We start from the raw sequence: 14,180 nt of genomic DNA on the forward strand, positions 1-14,180 counted from the left end.
TAAATTGATATACAAACCATAGAAAAATGCCGAAAAGAAAAGATCTGAAGTCTATTTTAATTATTGGTTCCGGTCCCATCATAATTGGGCAGGCCTGCGAATTTGATTATTCTGGCTCCCAATCCCTTCGTTCCTTACGCGAAGATGGGATAGAGACAATCCTAATTAATAGCAACCCAGCTACTATTATGACCGACCCTACCATGGCCGATCATGTATATCTTAAACCGCTGACTACTAAATCTATCATACAGATTTTGGAAGAACATCCAAATATTGATGCGGTATTACCAACGATGGGTGGACAAACAGCACTAAACTTATGTATTGAGGCGGGGGAGAAAGGTATTTGGGAAGATTTTGGAGTGGAAATTATCGGCGTGGATATCGACGCCATAAATATTACGGAAGATCGGGAGAAGTTTCGCGAGCTAATGCTGAAAATTGGCATAGGCATGGCTCCGCAGGCTACGGCGGCTTCATTTTTAAAAGGTAAAGAGATAGCCCAAGAATTTGGTTTTCCTTTGGTAATACGCGCCTCTTATACCCTAGGAGGAGCGGGTGCATCCATTGTTTATAAACCCGAAGATTTTGATGAACTATTGAGTAGAGGCCTAGAAATATCCCCTATCCATGAGGTAATGATAGATAAGGCCCTTATGGGTTGGAAGGAATATGAGTTGGAATTGCTGCGCGATAAAAACGATAACGTGGTAATCATTTGCGCCATAGAAAACATGGATCCCATGGGAATCCATACCGGAGATTCCATTACGGTTGCCCCCGCCATGACCTTGTCCGACCGTACTTACCAACGTATGCGGGATATGGCCATAAAGATGATGCGTAGTATCGGCGATTTCGCAGGGGGATGTAATGTACAGTTCGCTGTTAGTCCGGATGAAAAAGAAGATATTATTGCAATCGAAATCAACCCAAGAGTATCCAGGTCTTCGGCCTTGGCCTCCAAGGCAACCGGATATCCTATTGCAAAAGTAGCTTCCAAATTGGCCATCGGTTATAATTTGGACGAATTGGACAATCAGATCACCAAATCTACTTCCGCACTCTTTGAACCTACCTTAGACTATGTGATCGTTAAGATTCCACGTTGGAATTTTGATAAATTTGAGGGTTCCGATAGAACTTTGGGATTACAAATGAAATCTGTTGGAGAAGTTATGGGCATTGGGCGTTCCTTTCAGGAAGCACTACATAAGGCCACCCAATCCCTGGAGATCAAGAGAAACGGCCTTGGCGCCGATGGCAAAGGGTATCGTGATTATGATCAGATAATCCAAAAACTTACCATTGCAAGTTGGGACAGGGTCTTTGTAATCTATGATGCCATTCAACTAGGTATTCCTTTAAGTAGGATCCATGAAATTACCAAAATAGATATGTGGTTCTTAAAGCAATACGAGGAGCTACATTTCTTGGAAAAAGAAATTTCAAAATTTACGATAAAAACCTTGTCCAAGGAACTACTGCTAGAAGCCAAGCAAAAGGGCTTCGCCGACAGACAAGTGGCCCATATGTTAGACTGTTATGAGAGCGAAGTACATAAAAAGCGTTCTGATATGGGTATCAACAGGGTTTATAAATTGGTAGATACCTGTGCCGCAGAATTTAAGGCAATGACACCCTATTACTATTCCACTTTTGAAGCGGAAATAGAAACACCCGATGGTAAGAAATATGTGGAAAACGACAGTGTTGTTACCGATAGGAAGAAAATAGTGGTGCTAGGCTCCGGACCTAACCGTATTGGACAGGGAATAGAGTTCGATTACTGCTGTGTTCACGGGGTTTTGGCCGCTGCCGAATGCGGTTACGAAACAATTATGATCAATTGTAATCCGGAAACGGTCTCAACGGATTTCGACACAGCAGACAAGCTGTATTTTGAACCCGTTTTTTGGGAACATATCTACGATATTATTAGGCACGAAAAGCCCGAAGGGGTAATAGTTCAACTTGGTGGACAAACGGCCCTGAAGCTTGCAGAAAAATTGGATAAATACGGGATTAAGATAATAGGGACAAGTTTTAAATCCCTGGATCTGGCCGAAGATAGGGGAAGCTTCTCTAAATTGCTGAAGGACAATGACATTCCCTTCCCACAATTTGGCGTAGCGGAAACAGCCGATGAGGCCCTTCATCTTGCTGATGAACTCGATTTTCCACTCTTGGTACGACCTTCATATGTTTTAGGTGGGCAAGGGATGAAGATCGTGATCAATAAAGAGGAATTGGAAGCGCATGTTGTTGACTTGCTTAGGAAGATACCCAACAATAAATTGTTATTGGACCACTATTTGGATGGCGCCATAGAAGCAGAGGCCGATGCAATTTGCGACGGGAAAGACATTTACATTATTGGTATTATGGAACATATAGAACCTTGCGGAATACATTCGGGAGATTCCAATGCCACCCTACCTCCCTTTAACTTGGGCGAGTTTGTTATGCAACAGATAAAAGATCATACCAAAAAAATTGCCCTGGCCCTTAATACCGTAGGCCTTATCAATATACAATTTGCCATTAAGGATGATATGGTCTACATTATAGAGGCCAATCCAAGGGCATCCAGAACAGTTCCCTTTATAGCAAAAGCGTATAAAGAACCCTATGTAAACTATGCAACCAAGGTAATGCTAGGTGAAAAAAAGGTGAAAGACTTTAAGTTTAACCCGCAGTTAGAAGGATTTGCGATAAAGCAACCTGTTTTTTCATTCAACAAGTTTCCCAATGTAAACAAAAATCTAGGCCCGGAAATGAAGAGTACCGGCGAAAGTATTCTGTTTATAGATAGTTTAAAGGACGACGAGTTCTACAATCTGTACGCCCGTCGTAAGATGTATTTGAGCAAATAGGGGTAAGGCGCCAGTTTTTTAGTCAGTTATTTGAATTGCATCGCAAGTCCCAATAAAGGGAACACCGGTGTCACCGAAAGCATAGGTGATAAGCCCAACATATACCTCATTGCCGTATGATGGTGCTTCTCCTGGTAGTTGTCCGGTGTCGTTGTATAATATCCAATTGTCCGCTACTGTAGTAAAATTAAGGTTAGGTAACTGCCAATATACGGTAAGCCCATTATTTTCATCACCTACTATTCTAATATCGGCCCGTCCTTCAGGAACTGTATTGGCTCCAATATCGTTTACGGAAGAATCGCCGTTTACGGTATTTTTCCCTTCTATGGTAAAACCCGTTCCACCTCTGTGACCCACAACCACATGGGAAGAATTAATGGAGTTAAAATCGGTTACATGTACTTGTACCCCAGAAAATATATAGGGACTACCAGTTGGCAAGGGGGCAGACTGCGAATCGTCCATGGTCCCTATCCCAATGTTTCTGGCGATAAATTGGAAAGGGAATGTAAGCGCTTTGGCATCTAACCGCCCTTGTTCTTCATTAAAATGAAGCGTTGTATTGTTTGTGTTGTCAGTGAGTTCCGCATAATACCTGCCTGCTGACCTTGTTACCTGAGGTAAGGCCAGCGCGTTGTTGGTGACATAGTCCACAAGGGATCCGGTACCATTAAACTCATCAACAAAATCCGCTGTATTGTTCTGTTCTTCCCCATCTTCATCCGGTGTTTGGGAGTCATCATCGGAACACGACAAAAATAGCGACAGGAAAAGTATAAGATAGTAGCGTTTCATAGGTCTATAAAAACATCGATTGGGTCTTAAACAAACGTTACTTCTAGAGAAATATTACTTTTTGATCCCTATTTGTAAAGCGCTAAAAGCCTCATAATTGAGGCTTTAGACATAGAAGATAGACCTTTGGTGCCTATTTTAGTTTTTGCTTTTTATTGGATCTTCGGATACCAGTTTAGAGAGCGAAAAAGCTGCAATGGCCATAACAAGATCCCTAACGGCAACATCAATATAAGTGCCGCTAAACAATAAAGTAAGGGCAATAAGTCCTAACCATGCCGATACGATAAGGGCGCCTATTTTGGTCTTGACGAGCACCAGAATCCCAGCTACAATTTCTATTATCCCCACAACCACCATAAAGGCACCCGCTTCCATAGGTAACATATCTCCTAAACTAGGTGCAAGATATTGGGACCAATCGGTCAAAAGATTTAAAAACTTGTCCAATCCCGCAACAATAGGGACCAATCCAAAGGTGTATTTCAATAAGTTAACGGCTACTTCTTTGTTCGAATTCATTTTAGTTTCTTTTTGGTTTCTATTGTTTTGGATAGGCCATGGGTAAAAAGGTTACAAAACTTTGTAACTTTTTTGGTGTAATTTCATCCAAAGAGTAAAACTAAAAGTGATGAAAGCCATTAATCTATATGATTTTACCCGCAATACATTATCCGATGAGCAGGTTGTTAAACGTGTTTTGGCAGGGGAAAAAGAATTGTATGAACTTCTGATGAGGCGTTATAATCAAAAACTGTACAGGGTTGTCATTGGGTATTTAAGGGATAAGCAAGATATTGAGGATGTTATGCAGGAAGCTTATTTAAAGGCTTATGAGAAATTATATCAATTTCGATTCGATGCCAGTTTTTCCACATGGTTGATACGCATAGCCATAAACGAGGCGTTGATAAAAATTAGGCAGAGAGGCAAGTACGTACCACTTAACACGGATTTAATTGGAAGGAATACCAAAAACTTGGAAACACATGAAAGTTTTGGCCCACTAGACCCCGAAAAAAAGTTCATTCAGAAAGAAACAGCGCTGATGTTGGAACAAACTATTCAAAAACTAGACTCAAAATACAGAGTTGTTTATATCCTTAGGACCGTTGAGGGGATGTCATTGAAGGAAATCGGGGATTGCTTAAATCTTACTAATGCAAATGTGAAAGTACGACTACACCGCGCCAAGAAAATGGTAAAAGAGGAGTTATACCAATTATCGATAACCAAGGATGTTTTCGAGTTTGGGTCTACCAAATGCGATGTTCTTGTGGTGGAGGTAATGTCCAAGATATTGGTTTGAAGCGTAAAAGATAACAGCAAACCGTATAGAAAGCTGATTATAAATTAACTATGCTCCCCAAGCTGTGTGAAAAATACCCTCCTTATCTGTCCGCTCATAGGTATGCGAACCAAAATGATCGCGCTGAGCCTGTATTAAATTTAATGGTAAACGACCAGATGTGTAAGCATCAAAATAGGTAAGTGAATTGGAGAGGCCGGGTAATGGCACTCCATTTTTAGCGGAATAAGCAACCAATTCCCGCGCAGCATCGACCGTAGATTTAATCTTTTCCACAAAAGTTGGCGCCACTAATAAGTTGGGTAGCGTTGTATCACTGTTATAGGCCAGGGCAATATCTTCGAGAAGTCCAGCCCTAATGATACAACCAGCTCTCCATATTTTGGAAATAACCGCAAGGTCTAGATCATAACCATACTCCTTGGAGGCGTCCGCCAATTGATGTAACCCCTGGGCATAGGTAACAATAAATGAAAAGTATAGGGCTTCCTCGGCCATTTTTGCCAGTACATCTTTATCCATGGCAGTAGGGGTGGGTCTATCATAAAGCTTGTCGGCATTTACCCGCTCTTCTTTTAAGGCCGATATTTCTCGCATGCTTACTGCTATGTCTATGGATGGGATGGGTATCCCTAGATCCATGGCATTTTGAGATGTCCACTTTCCGGTACCTTTCTGTTTGGCCTTATCCAAAATTTTATCTACTAGGCGCCCAGGACCTTGGTCGTCTTCTTGTTTTAAAATCTCCGCGGTAATTTCAACTAAAAAAGATTGCAAACGACCGTTGTTCCATGCTGCAAAAGTTTCATGGAGTTCGTCGTTATTGAAATCGCCCGCTTTTTTTAGTAAATCGTAGATTTCCGAGGTAAGTTGCATTAGTCCATATTCAATGCCGTTGTGCACCATTTTTACATAGTTCCCGGCCGATTTTGGACCTAGGTAGGCCACACAAGGTTCACCTTTGAATTTGGCGGCAACAGCCTCAAAAATTGGTTGTACCTCCCTATAACCGGGTTTAGACCCGCCTGGCATTATGCTTGGACCTTTACGGGCTCCTTTGGCACCACCCGAAACACCAGCCCCAAAGAAATGTATACCTTTGGATTGTAGATAAGCTTCACGTCTGTCGGTATCGGTAAAGAAAGAGTTTCCACCGTCAATGATAATATCGTCCTTTTCCAAATGTGGTAATAAATTTTCAATTACGGCGTCCACGATCTTTCCTGCGGGTACCAAGAGCATAATCTTTCTGGGTTGGGCCAAAGCGGCTACAAAAGTTACTATATCGGATGTAGCATCTACCCTTGCAGTATCGCCTCCTTCTTCTTGTAAGGCACTTACTTTTTCCTCATCCAGATCATAGCCAAAAGCTTTAAAGTTATTGTCGGCCACATTCAATATAAAATTACGCCCCATGACGCCAAGGCCTATCAAACCAAAATCGTATTTATCTTGTCCCATATAATTATGTTGCAGTTACTTAACAAATTTGGTCTATTAAGTAACAAAGTTGTAAATCAGATAACCTAAATAAACTTTATCTTCGTTAAAGCTAAAATCAAAAATAATTTAAAATATCGACAATGGGGAAGTTTGTTAGATAAAGCAACACAGCGTAACTCCCTTGTTATATATTTATCGACCAACCACCATATCCAACTCATATGAATAAGACATCCAATCAAATGCTGGTTATCTTTGGAGCATCCGGAGACCTTACTGCCAGGAAACTGATTCCGGCGTTATACAATCTATACTTAGGAAATCATCTACCAGAAAATTTTGTAGTACTTGGTGTAAGTAGAAGCGACCTTACCGATGGAGAATTTAGGAAAAAGGTGGTCTTGGAAAGTTCGTACCTGTCCGATAAAATTGATAAGAAGAGCGAGGCGTTTGTTAAAAAGTTTTCAGATTCGCTTTTCTACGAAGATTTGGGTCGCGAATACGATACCAGCTACGATAGACTTGGCAAACGTATTGCAGATCTGAACACCAAATATGGCACGGACAACAACTATATTTTTTACCTGTCTACACCGCCCGGTATCTATGAACCTATAGCTAAAAATTTATATGATCAGGGCCTTACTTCGGAGCAAGACGGATGCAAGAGGTTAATTGTTGAAAAACCTTTTGGCTATAGCTTGGAAACGGCAAAAAACCTGAACACAGGATTGCAGCGTTATTTTCAGGAATCTCAAATTTATAGGATAGACCACTATCTGGGTAAAGAAACCGTTCAGAATCTGCTGGTGACCCGTTTTTCCAATAGTATTTTTGAACCGTTGTGGAACCGCAATTACATACGCCATGTGGAAATTACCAATGCCGAAAAGGTGGGCGTAGAAAAAAGAGGTGGTTATTATGATAAATCGGGCGCCCTTAGGGATATGTTCCAAAATCACTTACTACAAATAGTATCCCTTGTTGTTATGGAGCCTCCTATAGGGGATCAGGCAGAGGAGATTAGGAACGAAAAAGTAAAGGCCTTAAAATCGCTTCGGATTATGAAGGATGAAGAAACGCTTTTTAAAAATACCATCAGGGCGCAATATGTCTCATCGGTCATTGATGGGGAAAAGGTAAACGGATACAGAGAAGAACCAGGTGTAGATCCTGAGTCTACTACGGAAACGTACGCTGCCTTAAAATTTTATGTAGACAATTGGAGATGGAAAGATGTACCCTTCTATGTGCGTACGGCCAAACGTATGCCTACCAAGGTTACGGAAATAGTAATTCACTTTAAGTCGCCCCATCATCAGATTTTTAAAGAAGGCAATATCAATAACAAAGACAACAAATTGATTATAAGAATACAGCCCGATGAAGGCATTCTAATGAAATTTGGAGTAAAAGTACCGGGGCAAGGGTTTAAGGTAGAACGGGCCAATTTAGATTTTTACTATTCGAGTTTGGTAGAGACCCATGTGATGGAAGCCTATGAAAGGCTGCTATTGGATGCAATGCAGGGTGATGCCACTTTGTATGCACGGGCCGATGAGGTAGAGGCAGCTTGGGAGTTTGTAGACCCTATTCTAGATTATTGGGAAAATGGCAAAGATGTACATATCTATGGCTATTCTGCCGGGGTATGGGGCCCTACCAACGCCGATGATCTTATTGATGGCTTGTATATGTGGCGGAATCCTGGGGAAAATTTAGCGGACGATCCCGGTTTCTGCGTAATTAGTTAAATTGTTTAAATGGAAGTAAAGATTTATAAATCCAAGCAAGAGGTTGCCCAACATTTCTCTGAATATTTAAAAAGGCTTATTCAGAAAGGAGAGTCAATACATATAGCTCTTTCCGGAGGAAGCACGCCCAAAATAGTTTTCGATTACCTCGCTGATAACTTTAAGGATTTGGATTGGTCCCAGGTTCATTTTTATTGGGGAGATGAACGCTGCGTGCCTCCAACCGATGATGAGAGCAATTACCGGATGACCGATGAGCATCTATTTTCGAAGATTTCTGTTCCCAGTACCAACATACATCGCATTAAAGGAGAAAAAAATCCTTCGGAGGAAGCCGTGTCTTATGGCGAATTATTGAACTCGACTATACCGCGATCAGAAGATCTTCCGCAATTTGATCTGGTGATTTTGGGAATGGGCGATGATGGGCATACCGCATCTATATTTCCACATGAAATTCACTTATGGGATGCTCCAAACAATTGTGAGGTGGCGGTACATCCCGATTCTGGTCAGCGCCGAATTACACTTACCGGCAAAGTGATAAATAATGCCAAGGAGGTGGCCTTCTTGGTTACCGGGAGTAGTAAATCAGAAAAGATCAGGGAAATTATGAAGAGCGAGGGCGATTACAAAACGTACCCTGCGTCTTTAGTAGCCCCTAATACTGGTCGTTTATTATGGTTTTTGGATGAAGATGCCGCAGCGGGGATTGCTACAGCGCAATCTTGATATTCTCTTTTTCCAGAGATGTCATATAGTCATCTACCTTAAATTTTGAAGCATCAAAACGAGTGCTCCTTTGGGTAGCTTGTTCTTTTCTTTGGATACTCCGGGCAAATCTGCGTATACCCTGTTTATCGGTTACCAATAGGCCAGGAATTGGAACACTTTTACCATCCGTGTCCTTCGCCACCATGGTGAAGTAGGATGAGTTGCAGTGTTTAGTCTTTCCTGTGGTGATATTTTCGGACTCTACCCTAACCCCGACTACCATAGACGTACGCCCAGTGTAGTTGATGGAGGCCTTCAAGGTAACGAGTTCGCCTACTTCTATTGGGCTTAAAAAATCTACTTTGTTTACGGAAGCGGTTACACAATAGCGCTGCGAATGTTTAGAGGCGCAGGCAAAAGCTATTTGATCCATAAGGTTTAGAATATGCCCGCCATGTACCTTGCCTCCAAAATTGGAATGGGAGGGGAGCATAAGTTCGGTAATGGAAAGACGAGATTCCTTGGCTGTTTTAAAGGTGGACATAGTATTGGTTTAATCGGTGGGTTCTTCAATAAAATCATCTTCTTGGGCTCTTTTTAAGATAGGCTCGGGAATGGACTTCTTTGCCTTGGCACCCATTTTTTTTAGTTTTTCAATGCTGGTAATGATATTGCCACGGCCTTCTACCAATTTGTTCATGGCTCCCTTGTATTCGCTCTTGGCCTCATCCATTTTTTTACCAACTTTAGTAAGATCTGTTACAAAACCTTCGAACTTGTCGTACAAAGCTCCCGCTTGTCTGGCAATTTCAATGGCGTTCCGTTGCTGCTTTTCATTGCTCCACATGCTATCAATGGTTCGTAAAGTAGCTAAAAGGGTAGAGGGGGTAACTATTACTATGTTTTGTTCAAATGCCTTGTTATATAGGTTGCTGTCATTGTTAATAGCTATGGCAAATGCGGGTTCTATAGGTACAAACAACAATACAAAGTCTGGACTTTCCATGGTATACAAATCTTCGTATTTTTTAGATGACAATTGATCTACATGTTTACGAAGTGAATTGATATGATCTTTTAAGAAACGTTCCTTTAGCTCTTCGTCCTCGGAATTTATGAAGCGTTCATAATCTGTAAGGGAAACCTTGGAATCCACGATCATTTTTTTACCGTCCGGAAGGTTTATGATCACATCTGGGAGTACCCTGGTACCATCATCCAAGGTAAAGCTCTGCTGTACGGAATATTCCCTGTCTTTTTCTAATCCGGATTTTTCCAAGACCCGTTCCAAGACCAGCTCTCCCCAATTGCCTTGCATTTTACTATCACCCTTCAATGCCTTGGTAAGGTTAACGGCCTCCTTGCTCATTTGCTCATTAAGCTCTTTAAGGCCAAAGATTTGCTGCCTTAGTGCCGCATGGTAATCTATACTCTCTTTATGGGTCTGCTCTACCTTCTTTTCAAAATTTTGAATCTTTTCTTGCAATGGGGTCAATATGCTCTGCATATTCTCCTGATTTTGCTTTGTAAACTTGGTGCTTTTTTCATCCAAAATCTTGTTCGCCAAATTTTCGAATTCCTTGGTAAATTTTTCCTGTAATTTTTCTACTTCTTCCTTTTGCTCCCTATTTTTGGCATTAAGGTTTTCAAGATCCGATTCGTAGCGCGTTATCTTATTGCCCAAAAGTTCTTTTTCCAAGCGCATTTGCTCTTTTTCTGCCAACGTGCCTTCCAGCTTTCCTTCTAAAGCTGTCACGTTGGTCCTAAGCTGTTGTTCGCGTTCCAAGAGGGCACCCTGATCGGACCTGGTCTTAAGGTTCTGTATATAGACCCCCAAAAAGTAGCCCAAGGCCAAAAAAACCAGTCCAAGAATTGAATACAGTAGCAAGTCGTTCATAGGTTAATCAACTTTAGGGTAAAGATAAAGGTTTGACATTAAAATGTAATATGCCAAACCCCTTACTTATTAACCTTAAAAGAGCCGGTTTTGGGATCAAAGGTTATGGTATCGGTTGGGAAAAGGCTTTCAAAACTTTTCTTTTTTATCAATTCGCATGGCTCTCCAAAGGCATTTTGTTTGTTGTCTAACAACAACATTTTATCGCACAATTGTATGGCCATCTCTATCTCGTGAGAGGTGTACAATATCGTTTTATGGGTGCTATGGGCTATGTGTTTAAGAAGTTTTAAAATATGTACCTTATGGTAGAGGTCCAAATGGGTGGTGGGCTCGTCCAACAAAATAATGGAAGTGTCCTGGGCCAATGCCCTTGCGATCATCACTTTTTGCAATTGCCCATCACTAAGTTCATAACATTTTTTGTGTTGCAGATCTTCTAGACCTACCATACTTATGGCCGATTTTATTTTTGATACGTCATCCGTCGTCAGCGTGCCGATCCAGTTGGTATAGGGTTGTCGCCCTAAAGCTACCAACTCTAAAACGGTAAGGTTTTTAGATGCAATAGGATCGGTAAGGACCACACTTATTTTTGCGGCCAGATCCCTTGCATTGAAAGATTCTAGTGGTTTACCGTTCAACCAAATATTTCCCGATAGTTTTTCCTGCACTCGTCCAAGGGTTCGCAAAAGTGTGGATTTGCCTATTCCATTGACGCCCACAATAGCTGCCAACTCACCTTTCAACAAGGAAAACCCAATACCCTCAACGATGCTGTTTTGCCGCTTTTTGTGGCTATAACCTACGTTCAGCTTAGATACTTTTAACGAAATATGTATTGCCTCGTTGTTAATATTTGTTGATTTTGTCTTTGTTTAAAATATCATTTTCTTTTTTCGTACCAATAACCAGACGACCACGGGAGCCCCTACAATGGAGGTAATGGCATTTATAGGTAAAATATAGGCCGATGAAGGCAATTGTGCCATGGTATCGCAAAGTAACAACAATATTGAACCATAGATCAATACAGCGGGTACAAGTACTTTATGGTCGGTTGTATTGAAAATTTGTTTGGTAAGGTGTGGTACGGCCAGCCCAATAAATGCTATTGGCCCTGCAAAAGCGGTAACACCACCAGCCAATAGGCCAGTTGCGATAATTATTAAAAAGCGCGATTTCCGCAGTTCCACCCCAAGGCTTCGGGCGTAGTTTTCGCCCAACAAAAGGGCGTTTAAGGATTTGATCGAAAGTATACTCAAAAAGGTACCCACCAGCACAATACCTAATAAAAGAAGCAGTTGGTTCCAGGACAGGTTACCCACACTTCCAAAAGACCAGTATATAAACTGTTGCAATTTTTCCGCATCCGCAAAATAGGAGAGTACGCTTACTATTGCTGCTGTAATGCTCCCAAACATTAGACCAATGATCAGAAGCGCCATGGTATCCTTCACTTTTGAGGCCATGGCCATAACGGCCAATAGTACCAAAAAACTTCCAATACTTGATGCCAGTGCCAGGGAAACATCATTTACAAGGCGAAAGGCCAATATACCGGAGAACAACGAAGATCCCATAATCAGTAAGGCCGCTCCCAGGCTGGCTCCGGAACTTATTCCAAGAACAAAAGGGCCGGCCAACGGATTCCTAAAAAGGGTCTGCATTAACAAACCACTTAGGGCCAGGGCACTGCCTACCAAAATTGCGGTAAAGGCCTTGGGAAGCCTATAATTCCAAATTATGTATTCCCATGATCGATTATCCAGATTTCCTCCTAACAGACTGGCCAAGGTATCCTTAATGGGAATAGTAACGGATCCCACGCTTATATTTAATCCGAAAAAAAACAACAGCGCAATGGTCAGTAGCAAAAAAGAAGTTCTGTATGTTTTGGTTGTACCCACTTAATTCAAAGGCTTAAAGAAAACTGGGATATGCTCTGGCAATAATTCTGGGTGAAAAATATGAATGAGGTCTTTTAAAACCAAATCGGGTCTATTAGGCGCAAGCTCGTAGAAAAGAAGTCCGCCCGTACTGCCTTTGGCAATACTGTTAGAAAAGACGTTCTTGTTCTTAAAGGCATCAAATTCCTTGTAATGGCCATTTGCGGTTAGCATCTCATCATATGAAACGTGCAAGGACGGGTTAAGCCAAAATTCTGCTTCCCTACCTTTATCCAATACACTTTCTAGGCTTAGGGAGAGGCTACCGCTTTCTAGGTTATCCTTCCATAGATAATTGGTCTTAACATCGTCTAAAAAACCTGCGAGCCAACTTTTCCCCCCTGCAACGTACCAAACGTCCTTATACAGTCCACCGGTAAGTACAGTAGGTTTTGTGGACGCTTTTTTGCTCAATAATTTAATACTGTTGTACGATTCCTCAACCGTTTTAAAAATACTGTCCGCAAGCTGTTCTTTCTGAAAGAACGGGGCGAAGAATTTTATCCATTCTGCCTTTCCCAAAGGAGATTCTTCGGTCCATTCGCCGTTGTATACAACAGGGATATTAGATTGTTCCAATGTTCTGTAGGCTTTGTTTTTATTATTGATACCAAAGCCCACCACCACATCGGGGTCTAAAGAGATTACCATTTCGGCATTGATGTTCTCGTTGCTACCTAATTCCTGTACATGGCCGGCATCTATACGTTTGCGTGTTTCCTTGGAGGAAATAAAGGAAGTGTTGGGGAACCCCACTAATTTTTCCGTTGCCCCAAGCGACTCCAAAGCCGGAATATGGGTCGTGGAGGTAACAATGATCCTTTCCACGGGCACGTAAACAATAGCGTCATAATCATCATTGTTCAAGGTAATATCGGCTTTTTTTTCTCGCGGAACCAAGGCATACGTAAAAGCAGTTTCTGCATTGGGCCATGGAGATGTTAGCTTTATTACGGCTAAGCCCGAAGATTGTTTTTCTATACTAAAACCCTTGGCATAGGTAATGGTATATGATGCCGAATTTTGAGCGCTCATCGGCATATCTTTTTTTTGCTCTTTACAGGCCAGCATCAAAAAAAGACATAATAGGCCGATAATACTGTTTGGATTTCTTTTTTTCATCACCGTTCAAAAGTAGTATTATTTAAGTTGTAGCAAAAAGATTAAACAAAATGTTTACTTTCGCAGAGAATTTTGGTTTTTATCGGTTTTAGATCGATAAAATTAAAAGGGAATCCAGTGAAAATCTGGAACTGTTCCCGCAACTGTAAGCTTAGTCCGCCTTTGGTGGATGCCCGCTATAACTTCAAAACCACTGTCCGATACCTTTTGGACGGGAAGGTATTTAGCAGGACGCAAGTCAGGAGACCTGCCTTATTCACAACAAACATTGTTAAACTTTCGGGATAAAAGTTTACGTATGGGTACAGACATACT

The 14,180-nt window shown here is 41.5% G+C and carries 12 protein-coding genes and 1 riboswitch; of the genes, 4 read left to right on the forward strand and 8 right to left on the reverse strand.

Features of this window, described 5'->3' with window-relative positions; translation table 11 throughout:
• Positions 1-26 precede the first annotated feature (26 nt).
• Positions 27-2,879 (forward strand): carbamoyl-phosphate synthase large subunit, encoded by a 2,853-nt coding sequence (gene carB, locus ACEQ81_RS16305; RefSeq protein ID WP_411031979.1) that lies wholly within the window; start codon positions 27-29, stop codon positions 2,877-2,879.
• A gap of 18 nt (positions 2,880-2,897) precedes the next feature.
• Here the strand turns inward: carB and ACEQ81_RS16310 are convergent, their stop codons facing one another.
• Positions 2,898-3,677, reverse strand: coding sequence for a hypothetical protein (locus ACEQ81_RS16310; RefSeq protein ID WP_411031980.1), 780 nt, complete (start codon positions 3,675-3,677; stop codon positions 2,898-2,900).
• A gap of 138 nt (positions 3,678-3,815) precedes the next feature.
• Complete coding sequence (locus ACEQ81_RS16315; protein WP_411031981.1) at positions 3,816-4,199, reverse strand: hypothetical protein; 384 nt, start codon at positions 4,197-4,199, stop codon at positions 3,816-3,818.
• 109 nt (positions 4,200-4,308) lie between these two features.
• Here ACEQ81_RS16315 and ACEQ81_RS16320 point away from each other — a divergent pair, with 109 nt between their 5' ends.
• Entirely contained in the window at positions 4,309-4,986 is a 678-nt protein-coding gene (locus ACEQ81_RS16320; RefSeq protein ID WP_411031982.1) for an RNA polymerase sigma factor, read from the forward strand.
• Positions 4,987-5,034: 48 nt separating this feature from the next.
• Here the strand turns inward: ACEQ81_RS16320 and gndA are convergent, their stop codons facing one another.
• Positions 5,035-6,447, reverse strand: a complete 1,413-nt coding sequence (gndA, locus tag ACEQ81_RS16325) for an NADP-dependent phosphogluconate dehydrogenase (protein ID WP_411031983.1) — start codon at positions 6,445-6,447, stop codon at positions 5,035-5,037.
• Between the two features lie 203 nt (positions 6,448-6,650).
• Between gndA and zwf the strand changes: the two genes are divergently transcribed.
• Entirely contained in the window at positions 6,651-8,183 is a 1,533-nt protein-coding gene (zwf, locus tag ACEQ81_RS16330) for a glucose-6-phosphate dehydrogenase (RefSeq protein ID WP_411031984.1), read from the forward strand.
• Between the two features lie 9 nt (positions 8,184-8,192).
• Complete coding sequence (gene pgl, locus ACEQ81_RS16335; RefSeq protein WP_411031985.1) at positions 8,193-8,915, forward strand: 6-phosphogluconolactonase; 723 nt, start codon at positions 8,193-8,195, stop codon at positions 8,913-8,915.
• Here pgl and ACEQ81_RS16340 read toward each other — a convergent pair.
• The 5 genes from ACEQ81_RS16340 to ACEQ81_RS16360 form a co-directional block, all read right to left on the reverse strand.
• Positions 8,899-9,441 (reverse strand): acyl-CoA thioesterase, encoded by a 543-nt coding sequence (locus tag ACEQ81_RS16340; RefSeq protein WP_411031986.1) that lies wholly within the window; start codon positions 9,439-9,441, stop codon positions 8,899-8,901. The two genes, pgl and ACEQ81_RS16340, sit on opposite strands and share 17 nt — an antisense overlap.
• A gap of 9 nt (positions 9,442-9,450) precedes the next feature.
• The gene (gene rmuC / locus ACEQ81_RS16345) at positions 9,451-10,794 is read right to left on the reverse strand and encodes a DNA recombination protein RmuC (protein WP_411031987.1); all 1,344 of its coding nucleotides are present in this window, start codon (positions 10,792-10,794) and stop codon (positions 9,451-9,453) included.
• Between the two features lie 62 nt (positions 10,795-10,856).
• Positions 10,857-11,651 carry an ABC transporter ATP-binding protein gene (locus ACEQ81_RS16350; protein ID WP_411032035.1) on the reverse strand — a complete coding sequence of 265 codons (795 nt, stop codon included), beginning with the start codon at positions 11,649-11,651 and terminating at the stop codon, positions 10,857-10,859.
• A gap of 21 nt (positions 11,652-11,672) precedes the next feature.
• Positions 11,673-12,704, reverse strand: a complete 1,032-nt coding sequence (locus tag ACEQ81_RS16355; RefSeq protein WP_411031988.1) for a FecCD family ABC transporter permease — start codon at positions 12,702-12,704, stop codon at positions 11,673-11,675.
• Positions 12,705-13,865, reverse strand: a complete 1,161-nt coding sequence (locus ACEQ81_RS16360; protein WP_411031989.1) for an ABC transporter substrate-binding protein — start codon at positions 13,863-13,865, stop codon at positions 12,705-12,707.
• A gap of 56 nt (positions 13,866-13,921) precedes the next feature.
• A riboswitch (cobalamin riboswitch) is annotated at positions 13,922-14,135 on the forward strand.
• Positions 14,136-14,180: the final 45 nt, after the last annotated feature.

Origin of the sequence: Spongiimicrobium sp. 3-5 (genome assembly GCF_046557915.1) — a bacterium.
Classification (GTDB): domain Bacteria; phylum Bacteroidota; class Bacteroidia; order Flavobacteriales; family Flavobacteriaceae; genus JBHEBG01.

What these genes read in the sequence shown, in the direction of transcription:
- rmuC (WP_411031987.1), bottom strand. Translation starts at nt 10,794, where the DNA reads ATGAACGACTTGCTACTGTATTCAATTCTTGGACTGGTTTTTTTGGCC.
- ACEQ81_RS16315 (WP_411031981.1), bottom strand. Translation starts at nt 4,199, where the DNA reads ATGAATTCGAACAAAGAAGTAGCCGTTAACTTATTGAAATACACCTTT.
- zwf (WP_411031984.1), top strand. Translation starts at nt 6,651, where the DNA reads ATGAATAAGACATCCAATCAAATGCTGGTTATCTTTGGAGCATCCGGA.
- carB (WP_411031979.1), top strand. Translation starts at nt 27, where the DNA reads ATGCCGAAAAGAAAAGATCTGAAGTCTATTTTAATTATTGGTTCCGGT.
- gndA (WP_411031983.1), bottom strand. Translation starts at nt 6,447, where the DNA reads ATGGGACAAGATAAATACGATTTTGGTTTGATAGGCCTTGGCGTCATG.
- ACEQ81_RS16310 (WP_411031980.1), bottom strand. Translation starts at nt 3,677, where the DNA reads ATGAAACGCTACTATCTTATACTTTTCCTGTCGCTATTTTTGTCGTGT.
- ACEQ81_RS16360 (WP_411031989.1), bottom strand. Translation starts at nt 13,865, where the DNA reads ATGAAAAAAAGAAATCCAAACAGTATTATCGGCCTATTATGTCTTTTT.
- pgl (WP_411031985.1), top strand. Translation starts at nt 8,193, where the DNA reads ATGGAAGTAAAGATTTATAAATCCAAGCAAGAGGTTGCCCAACATTTC.
- ACEQ81_RS16320 (WP_411031982.1), top strand. Translation starts at nt 4,309, where the DNA reads ATGAAAGCCATTAATCTATATGATTTTACCCGCAATACATTATCCGAT.
- ACEQ81_RS16340 (WP_411031986.1), bottom strand. Translation starts at nt 9,441, where the DNA reads ATGTCCACCTTTAAAACAGCCAAGGAATCTCGTCTTTCCATTACCGAA.